This is a genomic window from Lentibacillus sp. L22, from assembly GCF_040812445.1.
Classification (GTDB): Bacteria; Bacillota; Bacilli; order Bacillales; family Amphibacillaceae; genus Lentibacillus_C; species Lentibacillus_C daqui.
In genome coordinates this window covers 1-13403 of sequence record NZ_JBFNXI010000064.1, presented here as the reverse complement: position 1 = coordinate 13403, position 13403 = coordinate 1, and the positions used below count along the sequence as shown (strand labels likewise).

General features: G+C 40.1%; 16 protein-coding genes. 5 read left to right on the top strand and 11 right to left on the bottom strand.

Translation table 11 applies throughout. The features are described 5' to 3' along the window. Positions 1 to 88: 88 nt before the first annotated feature. The 3 genes from pyc to ABRT01_RS17090 all read right to left on the bottom strand — a co-directional run bounded on the left by pyc (position 89) and on the right by ABRT01_RS17090 (position 5185). Positions 89 to 3517 (bottom strand): pyruvate carboxylase, encoded by a 3429-nt coding sequence (gene pyc / locus ABRT01_RS17100; protein WP_269409383.1) that lies wholly within the window; start codon positions 3515 to 3517, stop codon positions 89 to 91. Beyond that, positions 3505 to 4683, bottom strand: a complete 1179-nt coding sequence (gene ftsW / locus ABRT01_RS17095) for a putative lipid II flippase FtsW (RefSeq protein ID WP_269409384.1) — start codon at positions 4681 to 4683, stop codon at positions 3505 to 3507. Before ftsW ends, pyc begins: the two co-directional genes overlap by 13 nt. A gap of 217 nt (positions 4684 to 4900) precedes the next feature. Beyond that, positions 4901 to 5185, bottom strand: coding sequence for an Fpa/YlaN family protein (locus ABRT01_RS17090; RefSeq protein WP_269409385.1), 285 nt, complete (start codon positions 5183 to 5185; stop codon positions 4901 to 4903). A 155-nt stretch (positions 5186 to 5340) separates the two neighbouring features. Here ABRT01_RS17090 and ABRT01_RS17085 point away from each other — a divergent pair, with 155 nt between their 5' ends. Continuing rightward, a complete protein-coding gene (locus ABRT01_RS17085) occupies positions 5341 to 5826 on the top strand; it encodes a hypothetical protein (RefSeq protein ID WP_269409386.1) in 486 nt (161 codons plus the stop codon). 186 nt (positions 5827 to 6012) lie between these two features. Next, complete coding sequence (locus ABRT01_RS17080) at positions 6013 to 6597, top strand: YhcN/YlaJ family sporulation lipoprotein (RefSeq protein ID WP_269409387.1); 585 nt, start codon at positions 6013 to 6015, stop codon at positions 6595 to 6597. A gap of 109 nt (positions 6598 to 6706) precedes the next feature. On the opposite strand, the gene ABRT01_RS17075 is transcribed toward ABRT01_RS17080, so the two are convergent. Next, on the bottom strand, positions 6707 to 6991 hold the full coding sequence (locus tag ABRT01_RS17075) for a hypothetical protein (RefSeq protein WP_269409388.1): 285 nt from the start codon (positions 6989 to 6991) through the stop codon (positions 6707 to 6709). Between the two features lie 227 nt (positions 6992 to 7218). Here ABRT01_RS17075 and ABRT01_RS17070 point away from each other — a divergent pair, with 227 nt between their 5' ends. Then, the gene (locus tag ABRT01_RS17070; protein ID WP_269409389.1) at positions 7219 to 7422 is read left to right on the top strand and encodes a YlaI family protein; all 204 of its coding nucleotides are present in this window, start codon (positions 7219 to 7221) and stop codon (positions 7420 to 7422) included. A 56-nt stretch (positions 7423 to 7478) separates the two neighbouring features. Here ABRT01_RS17070 and ABRT01_RS17065 read toward each other — a convergent pair whose 3' ends face one another. Then, positions 7479 to 7781 (bottom strand): YlaH-like family protein, encoded by a 303-nt coding sequence (locus ABRT01_RS17065; RefSeq protein ID WP_269409390.1) that lies wholly within the window; start codon positions 7779 to 7781, stop codon positions 7479 to 7481. Positions 7782 to 8001: 220 nt separating this feature from the next. Here ABRT01_RS17065 and ABRT01_RS17060 point away from each other — a divergent pair, with 220 nt between their 5' ends. Continuing rightward, on the top strand, positions 8002 to 8178 hold the full coding sequence (locus ABRT01_RS17060; protein WP_269409391.1) for a DUF5325 family protein: 177 nt from the start codon (positions 8002 to 8004) through the stop codon (positions 8176 to 8178). Between the two features lie 7 nt (positions 8179 to 8185). Here ABRT01_RS17060 and ABRT01_RS17055 read toward each other — a convergent pair whose 3' ends face one another. Further along, a complete protein-coding gene (locus tag ABRT01_RS17055) occupies positions 8186 to 8995 on the bottom strand; it encodes an inositol monophosphatase family protein (RefSeq protein WP_269409392.1) in 810 nt (269 codons plus the stop codon). 155 nt (positions 8996 to 9150) lie between these two features. After that, positions 9151 to 9342, bottom strand: coding sequence for a hypothetical protein (locus ABRT01_RS17050; RefSeq protein WP_269409393.1), 192 nt, complete (start codon positions 9340 to 9342; stop codon positions 9151 to 9153). Positions 9343 to 9680: 338 nt separating this feature from the next. Here ABRT01_RS17050 and ABRT01_RS17045 point away from each other — a divergent pair, with 338 nt between their 5' ends. Then, entirely contained in the window at positions 9681 to 10307 is a 627-nt protein-coding gene (locus ABRT01_RS17045; RefSeq protein WP_367748856.1) for a YktB family protein, read from the top strand. Between the two features lie 326 nt (positions 10308 to 10633). Here ABRT01_RS17045 and ABRT01_RS17040 read toward each other — a convergent pair whose 3' ends face one another. The 4 genes from ABRT01_RS17040 to ABRT01_RS17025 all read right to left on the bottom strand — a co-directional run bounded on the left by ABRT01_RS17040 (position 10634) and on the right by ABRT01_RS17025 (position 13052). Beyond that, the gene (locus tag ABRT01_RS17040) at positions 10634 to 10909 is read right to left on the bottom strand and encodes a UPF0223 family protein (RefSeq protein WP_269409395.1); all 276 of its coding nucleotides are present in this window, start codon (positions 10907 to 10909) and stop codon (positions 10634 to 10636) included. A 15-nt stretch (positions 10910 to 10924) separates the two neighbouring features. Then, positions 10925 to 11881, bottom strand: coding sequence for an NAD(P)H-dependent flavin oxidoreductase (locus ABRT01_RS17035; protein ID WP_269409396.1), 957 nt, complete (start codon positions 11879 to 11881; stop codon positions 10925 to 10927). Positions 11882 to 11994: 113 nt separating this feature from the next. Further along, positions 11995 to 12105: a GapA-binding peptide SR1P gene (locus ABRT01_RS17030; protein ID WP_269409397.1), complete on the bottom strand. Its 111-nt coding sequence runs from the start codon at positions 12103 to 12105 to the stop codon at positions 11995 to 11997. A 140-nt stretch (positions 12106 to 12245) separates the two neighbouring features. After that, complete coding sequence (locus ABRT01_RS17025; protein WP_269412558.1) at positions 12246 to 13052, bottom strand: polysaccharide deacetylase family protein; 807 nt, start codon at positions 13050 to 13052, stop codon at positions 12246 to 12248. Positions 13053 to 13403: the final 351 nt, after the last annotated feature.

Here is a 13403-nt window from a genome sequence, read left to right as displayed (position 1 = left end):
CTTTTTTAGTGTAAGCTCCTACGCCTTAATTTTTATTTACTGGAGTTTTGTCCCAGCCTCTTTGCTTGCAGGCTGAGTGACTATGTTTTTATTCAAATTCAATCAATAAGTCATTCACTGCAATCGCTTCTCCATTTTTCACGTATACATCCTTGATCACACCGGCAAATGGTGCTTGTACGGTGGTTTCCATTTTCATTGCTTCGGTAATTAATAAGTGATCACCTTTCTTCACTTTCTCACCTTTTTCGCAAACAACCTTCACAACCGTTCCAGGCATGGTTGCACCAATCTGTTTTTCATTGCCAGTATCTACTTTTTGTTTCACTGCAACCTGGGATTGGACACCTTCGTCCTTGACAACTACTTCACGTGATTGCCCATTTAATTCGAAATAGACAATCCGAGTGCCATCCGCATGCGGTTCCGAGATGGAGACTAGTTTGACAATTAACGTTTTACCTTGCTCAATTTCTACTTCAATCTCTTCACCCAAACGCATACCATAGAAAAATGTTGGGGTATCCAATACCGACATATCTCCATAATTTTGTGTAAACTTTTGGAAATCCATAAATACCTTGGGATATAATGCGTACGAAATCAAGTCAAAACTAGTCACCTGACGATCCAATGTTTTAAACAGATCGTTCCGTAATTGGACAAAGTCAACTGGTTCAAGCAACGCACCGGGTCTTTCGGTAATTGCCTTTTTACCTTTTAAAATGATCCGTTTTAATTCTTGCGGGATCCCTTGATATGGTTGGCCAATATAGCCTTGGGCAAATTCAACAACGGAATCCGGAAAGTCAATGGTTTCTCCACGTTCATAAATGTCATCTTCGGTTAAATTATTTTGTACCATGAACAATGCCATGTCACCAACAATTTTCGATGATGGTGTCACCTTAACCAGGTCGCCAAACATTTCATTTACGTTCCGGAACATGACCTTCACTTCATTCCAACGATCTTCCAGGCCAACAGCTTTTGCTTGCTGCCGTAGGTTACTATACTGACCACCAGGCATTTCATGAAAATATACTTCCGTGTGTGGTGACTTCATGCCACTTTCAAAATCATGATAATATGCTCTGACTCCCTCCCAATATTGTGACAGTTTTTCATAGGAAGCAGGGTTGATTTTTGGCTGCCGATCGGTACCTTCCAGTGCATGATAAAGGGATTGTGCACTCGGTTGCGATGTTAATCCAGCCATGGCACCGCAAGCAACATCTACCGCATCAACACCAGCGTCCGTTGCGCGTGCATAAGTGAAAATACCATTACCACTTGTGTCATGCGTGTGTAAATGGACCGGAATATCAACCGTTTCTTTTAGTGAGGAAACCAGTTGATAAGCGGCTTCCGGTTTTAATAATCCAGCCATATCCTTGATTCCTAAAATATGGGCGCCGGATGCCTCGAGTTCTTTTGCCAGATTTTTATAATACGTCAGATCATATTTCGTCCGGTTGGAATCCAGTATATCCCCGGTATAACACATCGTCGCTTCGGCAATTTTATTACTGTCACGAACTGCCTTGATTGCTGGCCGCATTCCTTCCATCCAATTTAAACTGTCAAAAATGCGGAACACATCGATCCCGGCAGATGCACTCTTGTCAACAAACTCCTGAATGACATTGTCCGGATAGTTCTTATAGCCAACTGCATTACTTGCTCGCAACAACATTTGGAACAGAACATTCGGAATTCTTTCTCTGAGTGATAATAAACGATTCCACGGATCTTCTTTCAGGAAACGATAGGAAACATCAAATGTGGCGCCACCCCACATTTCCAGTGAAAACAGTTCCGGTAAAAGTCTTGCGGTTGGTTCCGCAACTTGCAATAAGTCCTTTGTGCGTACACGGGTTGCCAATAATGACTGGTGGGCATCTCGGAAAGTTGTATCCGTATATAATACTTCTTTTTGTTCCTTTAACCAGGATGCCAAACCCTCTGGCCCGTGTTCATCCAAAATTTGTTTTGTTCCAGTTGGCATTTTTTCATTTGGATGAGTTTTCGGAACTGGTGGTTCGGGAAATACTGGTTTCTTTTTCGGCCCGTTTACAGTAGTTTTTCCAATATAGGTTAGCATTTTTGTGCCACGGTCTTTACGTTTTGGAAATACAAATAACTCTGGTGTTTGATCAATAAAGGTTGTGCTATACTCACCCGACAAGAATTGCTTATGCTGAATCACGTTTTCCAAAAACGGAATATTGGTTTTAATGCCGCGAATCCGAAATTCCCTTAGATTACGCACCATTTTTTGTGCTGCTTGTTCAAATGTTAATGCCCAGGTTGATACTTTTACGAGCAACGAATCGTAGTGCGGTGAAATGACTGCTCCCTGAAAACCGTTTCCGGCATCCAGTCGTACACCAAATCCCCCACCAGAGCGATACGCCATGATTTTACCAGTATCAGGCATAAAGTTGTTCAACGGATCCTCTGTTGTTACGCGTGCCTGGATAGCATAGCCATTGGTTTTAATGTCTCCTTGTTTCGGTATACCAATCGAACCACTATGGAGCGACTGCCCTTGTGCTACCTTGATTTGTGTCTGCACAATATCCACACCGGTAATCAATTCCGTTATGGTATGTTCTACCTGAACGCGCGGGTTCACTTCGATAAAATAAAAATCATTATCCGTCACCAAAAATTCCACGGTTCCAGCATTTAAATAATGAACATTCTTCATTAACTTGACAGCAGCTTCACAAATATCGCTTCGTAAATCGTCACCCAATGAGACACTCGGGGCAATTTCTACGACTTTTTGATGTCTGCGTTGAACAGAACAGTCACGCTCGTATAAATGGACAATACTTCCATCACGGTCGCCGATAATTTGTACTTCTATATGTTTCGGATTTTCAATTAATTTCTCCACATATACTTCATCACTGCCAAATGCGGCATTTGCTTCAGATTTGGCGCGGTCATATGCCTCTCGCAACGCATTGCTGGAACGGACAATTCGCATTCCTCGTCCTCCACCACCGAGCGATGCTTTGATAATGATTGGATAACCATACTTCTCACCAAACGCTTCAACTTCTTCAACGGACGTGACTGGTCCATCACTTCCAGGTATCACAGGTAGTCCAGCGTTAATTGCCTGCTCCCTTGCACGCACCTTATCGCCGAACATGCTTAAATGTTCACTGGTTGGCCCAATAAACGTAATACCTTCTTGTTCGCAGCGTTTGGCAAATTGAATGTTTTCGGATAAAAAACCATACCCTGGATGAATGGCATCGACGCCAACATCTTTTGCAATTTCAATAATTCCCTCGATATCCAAATAAGCATCAATCGGCTTCTTTCCCTCGCCGACCAAATAAGCTTCATCCGCTTTATACCTATGATAAGATCCAGTGTCTTCATTGGAATAAATCGCAACCGTTCGAATGTCCAATTCGGTACAGGCACGAAAAACCCGGATAGCTATTTCTCCTCGATTTGCGACTAATATTTTATTGATTTGCTTTACATCAGCCATGATCTTCCTCCTTTATCAACATTTTGTGGCATATCTTTGCTTTTTACTTGAACAGGTTGTTGTTCCTGCTTTTTTACGCTTCTAGCAATATTATTTAAAATTCCCATCGAGATCAACATGATCAACAGGGAAGAACCACCATAACTAATAAACGGCAATGGTACACCAGTAATCGGGAGTAAACCACTGATCGCTCCTAAATTGATAAATGCCTGAATGCCAATCATCGAAGAAATCCCGATGGCGAGCAGAGCACCGAAACTGTCTTTGCACTTTCTGGCAATAAATATCCCCCTTAATACAATGGTCGCCAACAAACCAATCACCAGGATGACACCGATGAATCCCAATTCTTCGGCAATGATAGCCATAATGAAATCGGTATGCGCCTCCGTCAAATAGCCAAGCTTTTGAACACTATTGCCAAGCCCTTCACCGGTCAGTCCCCCAACACCGATTGCCAAATAGGATTGAATTAGATGGTACCCTATATCATCCGGATGTTCAAAAGGTTGATAGGCTCCGGTAAACCTGCCAATTCGTACATCAGTTACCATACTTGGTACGGCAATCATAATAATCAAAAGACCGATGGCAATCAGGACAAATAAATGTTTGAATTTAATTCCGGAACTAAAAATGACCGAACAGGCAATCAAAAAGATAATTGCTGCAGTTCCAATATCCGGTTGTAAAACAATCAGACCCAATACTGCCCCAGTTAAGATTAACGGGGGCAATACTCCTCTATTAAACTCTTTAATATAGGACTGTTTTTTTGAATAAACGGAGGCCAAATACATAATTAACCCCAGTTTTGCGAATTCCGCAGGCTGCAGGCTAATGGGGCCGAAACTGAACCAGGATTGCGCATTATTTACATTTTTCCCAAAAAATAATACGGCTATCAATAAAATAAAAATAAACAACATGATTAATTTCATAAGTTTTTGATAATATTTATACGAAAATATACTACAAAATACAAAGGCAATCGTGCCAACGACAAACCATTGCAATTGTCTAAAAAGATAAAAGGTGCTTTCATGTCCTTCAACGACGGCAGTCACCATACTTGCGCTATAGATCATGACCATCCCGAAAGCACTTAGTACCAAAGGTGTAATCATCAAGGTAAAATCATTATATTTAAATAACCTTTTCATCGTACTTCTCCCTACTATGTAATTCGCGCAATTTTATCATTTTGTTTTTGATAGTATAACACAAATATTTATTCGGTGTAATTCATTTTTACCGACCAGAATCTACCAAGCTATCCTCGGTATTAACGGCAGGAAATAGTATTTTTAATAAAAAAACCTTGCCATGAACATATCGGCAAAGTTTTACTGCGGTAAGCCAAAATTATTTTGCACAAATCTACACAGATTTTTGTGCCGCTTCATGCAATATATTTAGCTGTCGTTCGAGATTCTCAAGAAGTGATTTTCCATCGTTCTCATCAATTAAATTTAGCCGCACTGCAAAATCTATTTCCCTGGACAGACCAAACATTTGTGTATCTAAAACCTCTTCATACAAGGGACACTTAGGTGTCATTAAGTTCTCAATTTGAACTTCAATTAGTTTCAAAATTTTATCAGCATCAGCCTTAAGAAGGGCATAGGCTTTTTCACGATGATTTACGGTCACCTCAGATAACAAATATATCCCCTCCACTCAGAAGACTTCCTTCTACTTATTATATTAACGGTCGTAACCATAAAATGCAAATAAAACTTAGTTTGCCTCTTTTTGATGATTTTTCTTCGTACGTCTGCTATTCTGAACAAGTACATATTTTAAAGAGGTGAATAACAATGATTGTACCGATAACAGGGAATGTCGCTTATCCCATTACATTGGATCCAACAGTCTGGATATTCGATGCACGGAAAATTTTACTGGAAGATGCCTTTGTGGAAAAAGCAAAAACCCCCGATGAGGATTTGACGGAGTTGCAAAAAGCATCAGAACGCTGGGATCGTGCAGTGTCTCCATCAAATAAAACATCTGTTAATCCTGGTATCTCACGCAAAGAGGGTGAAAGGATTTTAAAAAATTCCTATGTGATACCGATCAAAGATTTTGTTAATAATGCAGAACCAAATGAGGATGCGACAAATGCCGTATTAATAACGACAAATGCCGAAATTCGCATCGAACTGGAAGATTTCATCAACGGATTATTTTTATTTTCTTTCAATGGGAAGCCACTAAAAGATGGGCCATTGCATTTTTTCTATCATGATGGTTCCAATAAGGATAACCCGGTAAAATGTGTTACAAAAATCGTGATTGAATAGTGATCAAAAAGCTGTTTGCTAATAGGCAAGCAGCTTTTTCACATTAAATAACATATAAAATCCATGCTCTATTCGCCGCACAGTCCAGGATATACGCCGCTAAACGAGTGCCTTCGCTTTTCTTGTATAAATTTGCTTTCCAGGTTCAAAATAAGGCAACACAGTTATTTTGAAGGAGGAAAAGAGATGCTATTGCGCTTATATACATTCCTTATTGCCTGCGTTATTATCCTGGCCGGATGTCAGCAGAATGGTGAAACATCTTTACCCGAGAAAGAAAACGGAAATCAATTGACACATGTGAAAAATTCTCAACCCGTTGAAAACGACAATCTCACCAATAGCGAAATAGCTGACCATTTAGCTGATATTGCTAATACAGTTCCAAACGTAAACAGTGCCTCAGCAGTCGTTGCCGGCCCTTATGCGGTAGTTGGAATTGACGTGGATAAAGACTTGGATCGCTCCCGTGTTGGTACAATCAAATATACCGTAACAGAAGGATTAAGACATGATCCATATGGAAAAACCGCTGTTGTTGTAGCCGATGCAGATATAACGGAAAGACTGCGGAATATGAGCAATAAAATTGGCCAAGGACATCCTGTTAATGGTGTCGTTGATGAGTTATCCGCAATTGTCGGCAGGTACATGCCTGACTTTCCGGTTGATGAAGACCAGCCACAAGAACCCGACCAAAACAAAGAAGTCATCCCGAAACATAATGAAAACAAATTGAACGATATTGAGAATGATCAGGGTAATAAATAAAACGTGAAAGGATACATCAAATCAGCTTGTACGATCATTGACCGCATTTCCAGGTCAAAGCTAAAAAAGGTGCTCCCGATCAATGGAAGCACCTCAGCTTTATCCAGGTTTACTGTTCTTCGTCAGCCTTAACCTCATTGTAATAATTAACACCAAACTGCGAGCCTTCCGAAACCATCTTTGCATTTTCCAATTGAGCCAAATCTTTTTTGGCTGTTTGATCCGGGATCCCTGCTTCATCCAACGTAGAAACATCATCATTTTTAAACGTCTCCACCATGGTTTTAGCCTTATCCTGGATTTTTGCACGTTTGTCTTTATCCATTAGTAAATATCCCGCTGTACCAGCACCTGCTGCAGCCCCAATCGCCGAAATAATGTATCTCTTCTTCATATCAATCGTCCTTTCACCTTTTTGTGTAACATATACCCCTTATATTATTCATCAAACATCAAAATTGTATGCATCTTTTATCGACATGAATCCTGTGTTATAGTTAAACTGTAATGATAGTTATATTCAACCGACTTTGCATATTTTTCTACTGGATTTACAACATGAACAATATTCAGCTGAAATTTCCATATTAAACACTGACGGGTCGAATTAGAGGTGATAAAATGCAAGTGAAATGTGTCCTTTGTGACCGGGTGGAAACGATTGATGATTATTCACTCAAGGCAAAACGATTACGAAATAGAAAAACAAGCATGTATTTATGCCAGACATGCTATTGGCGGATCGACACCAAAACCAGGGAAAGACATGAAACTGGCAATTTTCATTTGTATCAGGAAAAGAAACATAAAGATAATTTGATATAAAAGCCACATCGATAACAAAAAACTCCCGGTACTTGGGAGTTTTTTGTTTTTGCCAATTATTGAGTTTTTGCTCGTCTTTTTCGTTGTTGATGCAGGCGAAATCGATAAATTCCCATAACCACCGAAATAATAATTAAACTTTCGGTCATTGGCATTCTAAAAATGCTAAAAATCGTAATTACATATGTACCAACAGCAAGCATCACATAAACAAAGGCCGTTTTTAGTGGTGGTAATTTTCGGGCAAACCCCAATTTGAATGCGATCGCACCAAAGATTAAATTTAGTACATATAAAGTCCAAAAAATATGATCAACGCCAAATGTGTCTTTAATATAGTTGAAAATAACGCTATCCATCCATATATCCCCCATTAACGTGCATGTCCACAAATCAACACTCTTTCCCTATCATACTAGAACTTTTCTACTCGTGCCAGTCTAAAATATAACGATAATCGGACATCTTGTTTATTTTGAAAAATACCAGCAAATAATTTATACTGTTAGTGTATATAGGAAAAGTTTGTCCAACAAAGAATGACTGTGATGCTACATGTCTTACACTCGGGGTGAAATCATGAAAAAAATAAATTTTCCAATGTTATTATTAGCCATTGTTGTTATTGCCATGTTTGTTGGTATGGGTGCAGCACTTTCCTACCAGAATTTCTGGCTGGTCCTGTTATTTTTTGTACTGGGATTTGCGGCAATGGAACTCGGCTTAATCATTAAACGTAAAAGAAGTGACGCATAGTCAAGCGTCACTTCTTTCCTTTAATAAGAAAGTCATCCAATATCTGCTGCCGAATTGCGGGGTTTCCAGTAAAAACGGAATTCTTTCCCAGCAAATTAACAGGGTCGCCAGTGGTAGTGGTAGTTTTGCCACCAACTTCATTCACAATGACCATTCCGGCAGCATAATCCCACGGAGAAAGGCTCAAGGTTAAATAACCATCTGTAATTCCTTCTGCCACATAGGCAAATTCCAACGCGGCTGATCCGTATGACCTGGAACCACGAACTGTTTTAACCAATTTCTGCATTTGCCGTTCGTCAACAAGTCGATTTTCGCATAGCCAAAAATGATTTAAACCAAGGATTGCTTTTTTCAATTGAACATCTTCCCTTAGGGGCGGCAATGATACATCGTTTTTGAATGCCCCCTCCCCTCGTTTGGCATGATATAAAACATCTTCCATCACATTATAGATGAGGCCAATTTCACCAATGCCCTGATGATAAATACCAACCGAAATAGCAAAATTGCGTTTCTGGTGAACAAAATTCATTGTCCCATCGATTGGATCCACAATCCAAACCGTTCCGTCCAATGAATCGTGATTATCACCATATCCTTCCTCACTAAGCAGGAAGTGATCCGGAAATGTTTCTTTGATGGCTGACGCAAAAAAACGCTCCGTTTCTTTATCCATTTGCGTCACCAAATCATTCGGGTTTGATTTGGTATCAATAATTAGCGGATCATTTATGCGTTCCCTGATTGTTTGACCCGCCTGAAGTACCCAAGCTTTTGCCTGTTCAAAAATATTCTCTCGCAACCCAAAATCCATATGCTATGTCCTCCAATGCTTAGATTAGTACCATACTATCAAATCCTGCCAATAGCGTCATTAAAAGTGCCCTGCTTAAGAATTACTTCTTTAAACGGAACAAAAAAGGACACCTATACAGAATAAGAAACATAGGCGTCAGGTCAGCTTGGGCGTTATTTATTTTCTATTTCAAGTAGTTGTCTCCGGAGTTGTTCCAATCGTTCTTTTGTTTTTATGATTTGAACAGTATCGTTCGCTTTCATCGCATCATGAAGTGTTACAAGCTCATAATCAATTTCCATACGAATGACAGGCAATTTCTCTTCGGCTTCTTTTCGTCTCAGGGCTTCCATTACGTATTTCATATACCTTCATCCCTTCAGATGACTTATGTTATACTATGACTTAAATCACTATATCGTTCAACATTTTTCCCGGGTGAATCATAAATTTAGGAGATTAATGACACTAGGCTTTTCTTAATTATTAATATTCTTATCTATTCCCAGTTTAGCCGATTTTAAACGGTATTGCTTGACTGAGGTAACGATTTACTTAATAATGATTATAATCTACTAGTGCGTGTTCAAAAGGAGGATAAAAAGGACCGAGAAGTTCTAGGCGGCGTAGCTTTGAGCAGCGGTAAAAATGGACACGCTCTACTAGGCAATAAGCATGTTTACTCGAGAAAGGATGACAGATTGTGACATTTCATGGCTTTTCATCAGCGGATTTTGCGGTTTTTTCGAATGATGGATTAGACGAACGGATGGAGACAATACAAAACCGCATCCAGCCAAAATTTCAAGAAATCGGAAATGAACTGGTCGACTATTTGCAAGCAATACTTGGAAACGAAATGTTCTTGCATATTGCCAAACACGCCAGAAGAACCGTTAATCCCCCAGATGATACATGGTTGGCAATTGCCAATAATAAACGCGGCTATAAAAAGCATCCCCATTTTCAGGTAGGTTTATGGGATGATCGTGTTTTCGTCTGGCTTGCCTACATTTATGAATTACCAAATAAACAAGAAATGGCCGAGGTATTTTTAGATCACCAGCATGACTTGGAACACATGCTTCCAGCTGACTACAATATTTCCATGAACCATATGAAAAAGTCAGATGACCAACTAAGGGATGTTGAATTGAATGCGATTTTGGAACGATTTAAAAACGTAAAAAGTGCCGAGCTCCTGCTGGGAAAACAATTTGCCGCAAATGATCCAATTCTGGCAGATGGGGCATCGTTTTTACAGGAAATAAAGTCCATCCTGGATGTATTGGTCCCTATTTATCAGCTTTCTTTGAGAACAAAGGCGTAAGCGCCCGGTTAGCGGCGTAAAAACTGCGCCCTTGCAACACGGGTGGTTCGGCGTTGCCGCGCAAAGCGGCGTCCTTAGCCGAACATCCTTACCTACGAGATAAAGGAAACATGCCCCTGCAAAAGGGGTATGCCGACGTTGGCCGCAAAGGCCGTTCTTAGTCGGCCTTCCTTTAACTTACGAACCGATGTTGACTTATCGCAGGAAGAAACCTGAAGTTTGCTAGCCGCTGGGCGCTGGAGCCGGACGGGGCCAACACTGGCATGAGCATAATAGAGCCTGAATTTTTTTACTATTATACCCTTCGGAAAAAGGGCGGTAACTGTTTACCCGCCCTTTTGTATTGTGACGGTACCATTTGTAGCTTTTGCCTGTTTTACAACCTGGTAACTAGCATACCCGGAAGCCTTTTTAAATTCCGCAAAAAGTCTTTTTTCTTCACTTTTGGACGGAACAATCTGTTTGAATCGGTGATAGGCAAGCATGACATCCGCCGCTTTTACATTATTTTCGTATGCCTTTTCAATCATTGTAAAGAAATTGACCACATCGGTGATTTCCTCTTTTGTCCATGTTTCATCAATTGGATAATGATAATTCATGCCGCTATCCTCCATTTACCGCCATTTATTTCGAATATCCTCTGCTTCTTTCAACAGGCTTGTCACTAATTCATCCACGGTTGGAATGGTATGAATGCGTGCTGCGATTTGTCCTGCCCAGCCAAAACCGGTTGTAGCATCACCATCGTAAATATACCGTTTATTTGCTTCTCCACTAATATATGTCTTCAGATCGTCATATGTAGACTGGTTTGCCTCCAAATCAAGAATCGCATCCGTCCATTCATTTTTCAATGCTCTTGCTGGTGTACCCAGGGTGCGTTTGATAACAGTGGTTGCATTTTCGTCCGCATCGATTAGTGCCTGTTTATAGTCCGGATGGGCATCGATACATTCTTTCGTTGCGATAAACCTGGTACCCATTTCAATTCCTTCAGCTCCAAGTGCCAAGGCTGCCATCAATCCGCGGCCATCACCAATTCCACCAGAGGCAATAACGGGAATCGACACATGATCGACTACTTGCGGGGTTAATACAAGTGTACCGGTATCCCCGCGTCCCAAATGACCGCCACCTTCCTGACCAACGACCATAACAGCATCAGCACCTAATTCCTCCGCTTTTTCCGCCTGTCTTCTTGCTGCAACCAGTACCAGCTTTTTAATCGGATGTTCATTCACCATGTCCAGCACGCCTTTAGGATTCCCTCCGGTGACTGAAATAACCGGTACTTGCTCATCAATTGCAGCCTGGACCATATGTTCAAATGTGCGCCCATGCTGACCAATGGCAAAGTTAACCCCAAATGGCTTATCTGTGAGTGTTCTGACACGTTTAATTTCTGCTTTTAATTCATCTGGGTCCGCTAGACTCATGGCGGTAATCTGACCCAAGCCCCCGGCGTTGGAAACTGCAGCTGCTAAATCGGCATAGGCAAGATACGCCAGCCCCCCTTGGATAATTGGATATTTAATCTTTAATAATTCTGTTATTTTTGTGTTCCATTCCATGACTCAACTCTCCCCCATATCAACTATTTCTTTTATGCTATCATGTACTACCTTTTTATCCAACAAAAAAGACTGCCAAAAATTCTTTGACAGCCCCTTCATCTAAATCTATATTATTTATTCTTATTGTTACAATTAGGACATGTTCCATAAAGCGTTGTTACCTTCTCATCATCAAAATGTTCAATTGTTTTTTGACAATCCTGGCATATGACCGTACCCATTCGACCAGCTCCTTTTTGATTAATTGTAATATTGTAAATACATTATAGTATGACATAATTAGAATTGCAACCCCTAACAGTATATCACATTAAAAATAGGGATCTGCCCAACGTGCCTTGGAGCAAATCCCTTTATCACTTTATCTTATCAACTTTGGATCGACTATTTCATATCCCTGATCACGTAAACCGGTGACAATATCTTTAATGGCAGCAGCTGTCCATGGGCGGTCATGCATGAGTAAATTAGCGCCGTTGTTTAATAAATCAGTGTGAAGCATAATATCGGTGATTGCATCTTTTGACATGTATTCCTTATTCCAATCATAGCCATATGACCAATTCATTAATGTCATCCCTTCATCCTTGACTATCTGCTTGGAATAATCGGTATTAGCTCCGTTTGGTGCTCGAAAGAATTTTGGTTTTTCGCCAATGATTTTTTCCACCATATCATCTACCCGGACAATTTCCTCTTTTTGCTTTTCTTTGGATACATCAGGCAGTAAAGTGTGGTTATACGTATGGTTTCCAATCACGAATCCCATATCATGAATTTGTTTGAGTTCTTGTTTCTTCTCCGGGGATTTCAGAAAATGTCCATTCACAAAAAAGATCGCACTGGCATCCAATTTTTTCAATGTCTTAGCAATATCTAACGCATGTTCATCTGGAGCATCATCGAATGTTAAAAGCACTACTTTTTCATTGGCATGTTTACTGATCGGGACAACCGACCATGCATCCGAAATTTTATATTTTGGGGTTCTCGCATTTTCTGTTTTTTCCTCGTTTTTTTGTTTATCTTTCCCCTTGCCACCATCGGCCGGTGTTTTCTCTGTTTTTGTAACTGCAACATCTTCCTTATCCGATTGTTCCTTTTCGGTATGTGCGCTACATGATGCCAACAGGAAAACAAACCATGACAACAAGACAAATACCTTCATTTTTTTCACAGTTGTCCATCCCTTCGTTGTTTTAATGACCTATTTTTATTTTAACGAATATCCCAAAATCATGTATACGGAACAAAAAATTTCTGTTATCAAGAAATTTTTTGTTTGCAAATGGACAACGCCGGGTATACAGTCAACCATTGGGTCCTGTAAATCCATGACTAGATTTGTCGTATTAGCAAATAATAGAGAAAAAGTTGAGACAAAAACGAGAATATGTTTAAATGCATAAATGTGCCCTTTTTATCTAGTTATAGGAAAAATCCCCTTAAACTTTTTGGGTCAACACCAAAACCAATGGTTGATATTGATAGGTAAATATGGTAATGGTGCTAAATAAAT

Bases quoted from the DNA above. Each gene is read 5' to 3' on its own strand.
- pyc (WP_269409383.1), bottom strand. From the start codon at position 3,517: ATGGCTGATGTAAAGCAAATCAATAAAATATTAGTCGCAAATCGAGGA.
- ftsW (WP_269409384.1), bottom strand. From the start codon at position 4,683: ATGAAAAGGTTATTTAAATATAATGATTTTACCTTGATGATTACACCT.
- ABRT01_RS17085 (WP_269409386.1), top strand. From the start codon at position 5,341: ATGATTGTACCGATAACAGGGAATGTCGCTTATCCCATTACATTGGAT.
- ABRT01_RS17080 (WP_269409387.1), top strand. From the start codon at position 6,013: ATGCTATTGCGCTTATATACATTCCTTATTGCCTGCGTTATTATCCTG.
- ABRT01_RS17075 (WP_269409388.1), bottom strand. From the start codon at position 6,991: ATGAAGAAGAGATACATTATTTCGGCGATTGGGGCTGCAGCAGGTGCT.
- ABRT01_RS17070 (WP_269409389.1), top strand. From the start codon at position 7,219: ATGCAAGTGAAATGTGTCCTTTGTGACCGGGTGGAAACGATTGATGAT.
- ABRT01_RS17065 (WP_269409390.1), bottom strand. From the start codon at position 7,781: ATGGATAGCGTTATTTTCAACTATATTAAAGACACATTTGGCGTTGAT.
- ABRT01_RS17060 (WP_269409391.1), top strand. From the start codon at position 8,002: ATGAAAAAAATAAATTTTCCAATGTTATTATTAGCCATTGTTGTTATT.
- ABRT01_RS17055 (WP_269409392.1), bottom strand. From the start codon at position 8,995: ATGGATTTTGGGTTGCGAGAGAATATTTTTGAACAGGCAAAAGCTTGG.
- ABRT01_RS17050 (WP_269409393.1), bottom strand. From the start codon at position 9,342: ATGAAATACGTAATGGAAGCCCTGAGACGAAAAGAAGCCGAAGAGAAA.
- ABRT01_RS17040 (WP_269409395.1), bottom strand. From the start codon at position 10,909: ATGAATTATCATTATCCAATTGATGAAACATGGACAAAAGAGGAAATC.
- ABRT01_RS17035 (WP_269409396.1), bottom strand. From the start codon at position 11,881: ATGGAATGGAACACAAAAATAACAGAATTATTAAAGATTAAATATCCA.
- ABRT01_RS17030 (WP_269409397.1), bottom strand. From the start codon at position 12,105: ATGGGTACGGTCATATGCCAGGATTGTCAAAAAACAATTGAACATTTT.
- ABRT01_RS17025 (WP_269412558.1), bottom strand. From the start codon at position 13,052: ATGAAGGTATTTGTCTTGTTGTCATGGTTTGTTTTCCTGTTGGCATCA.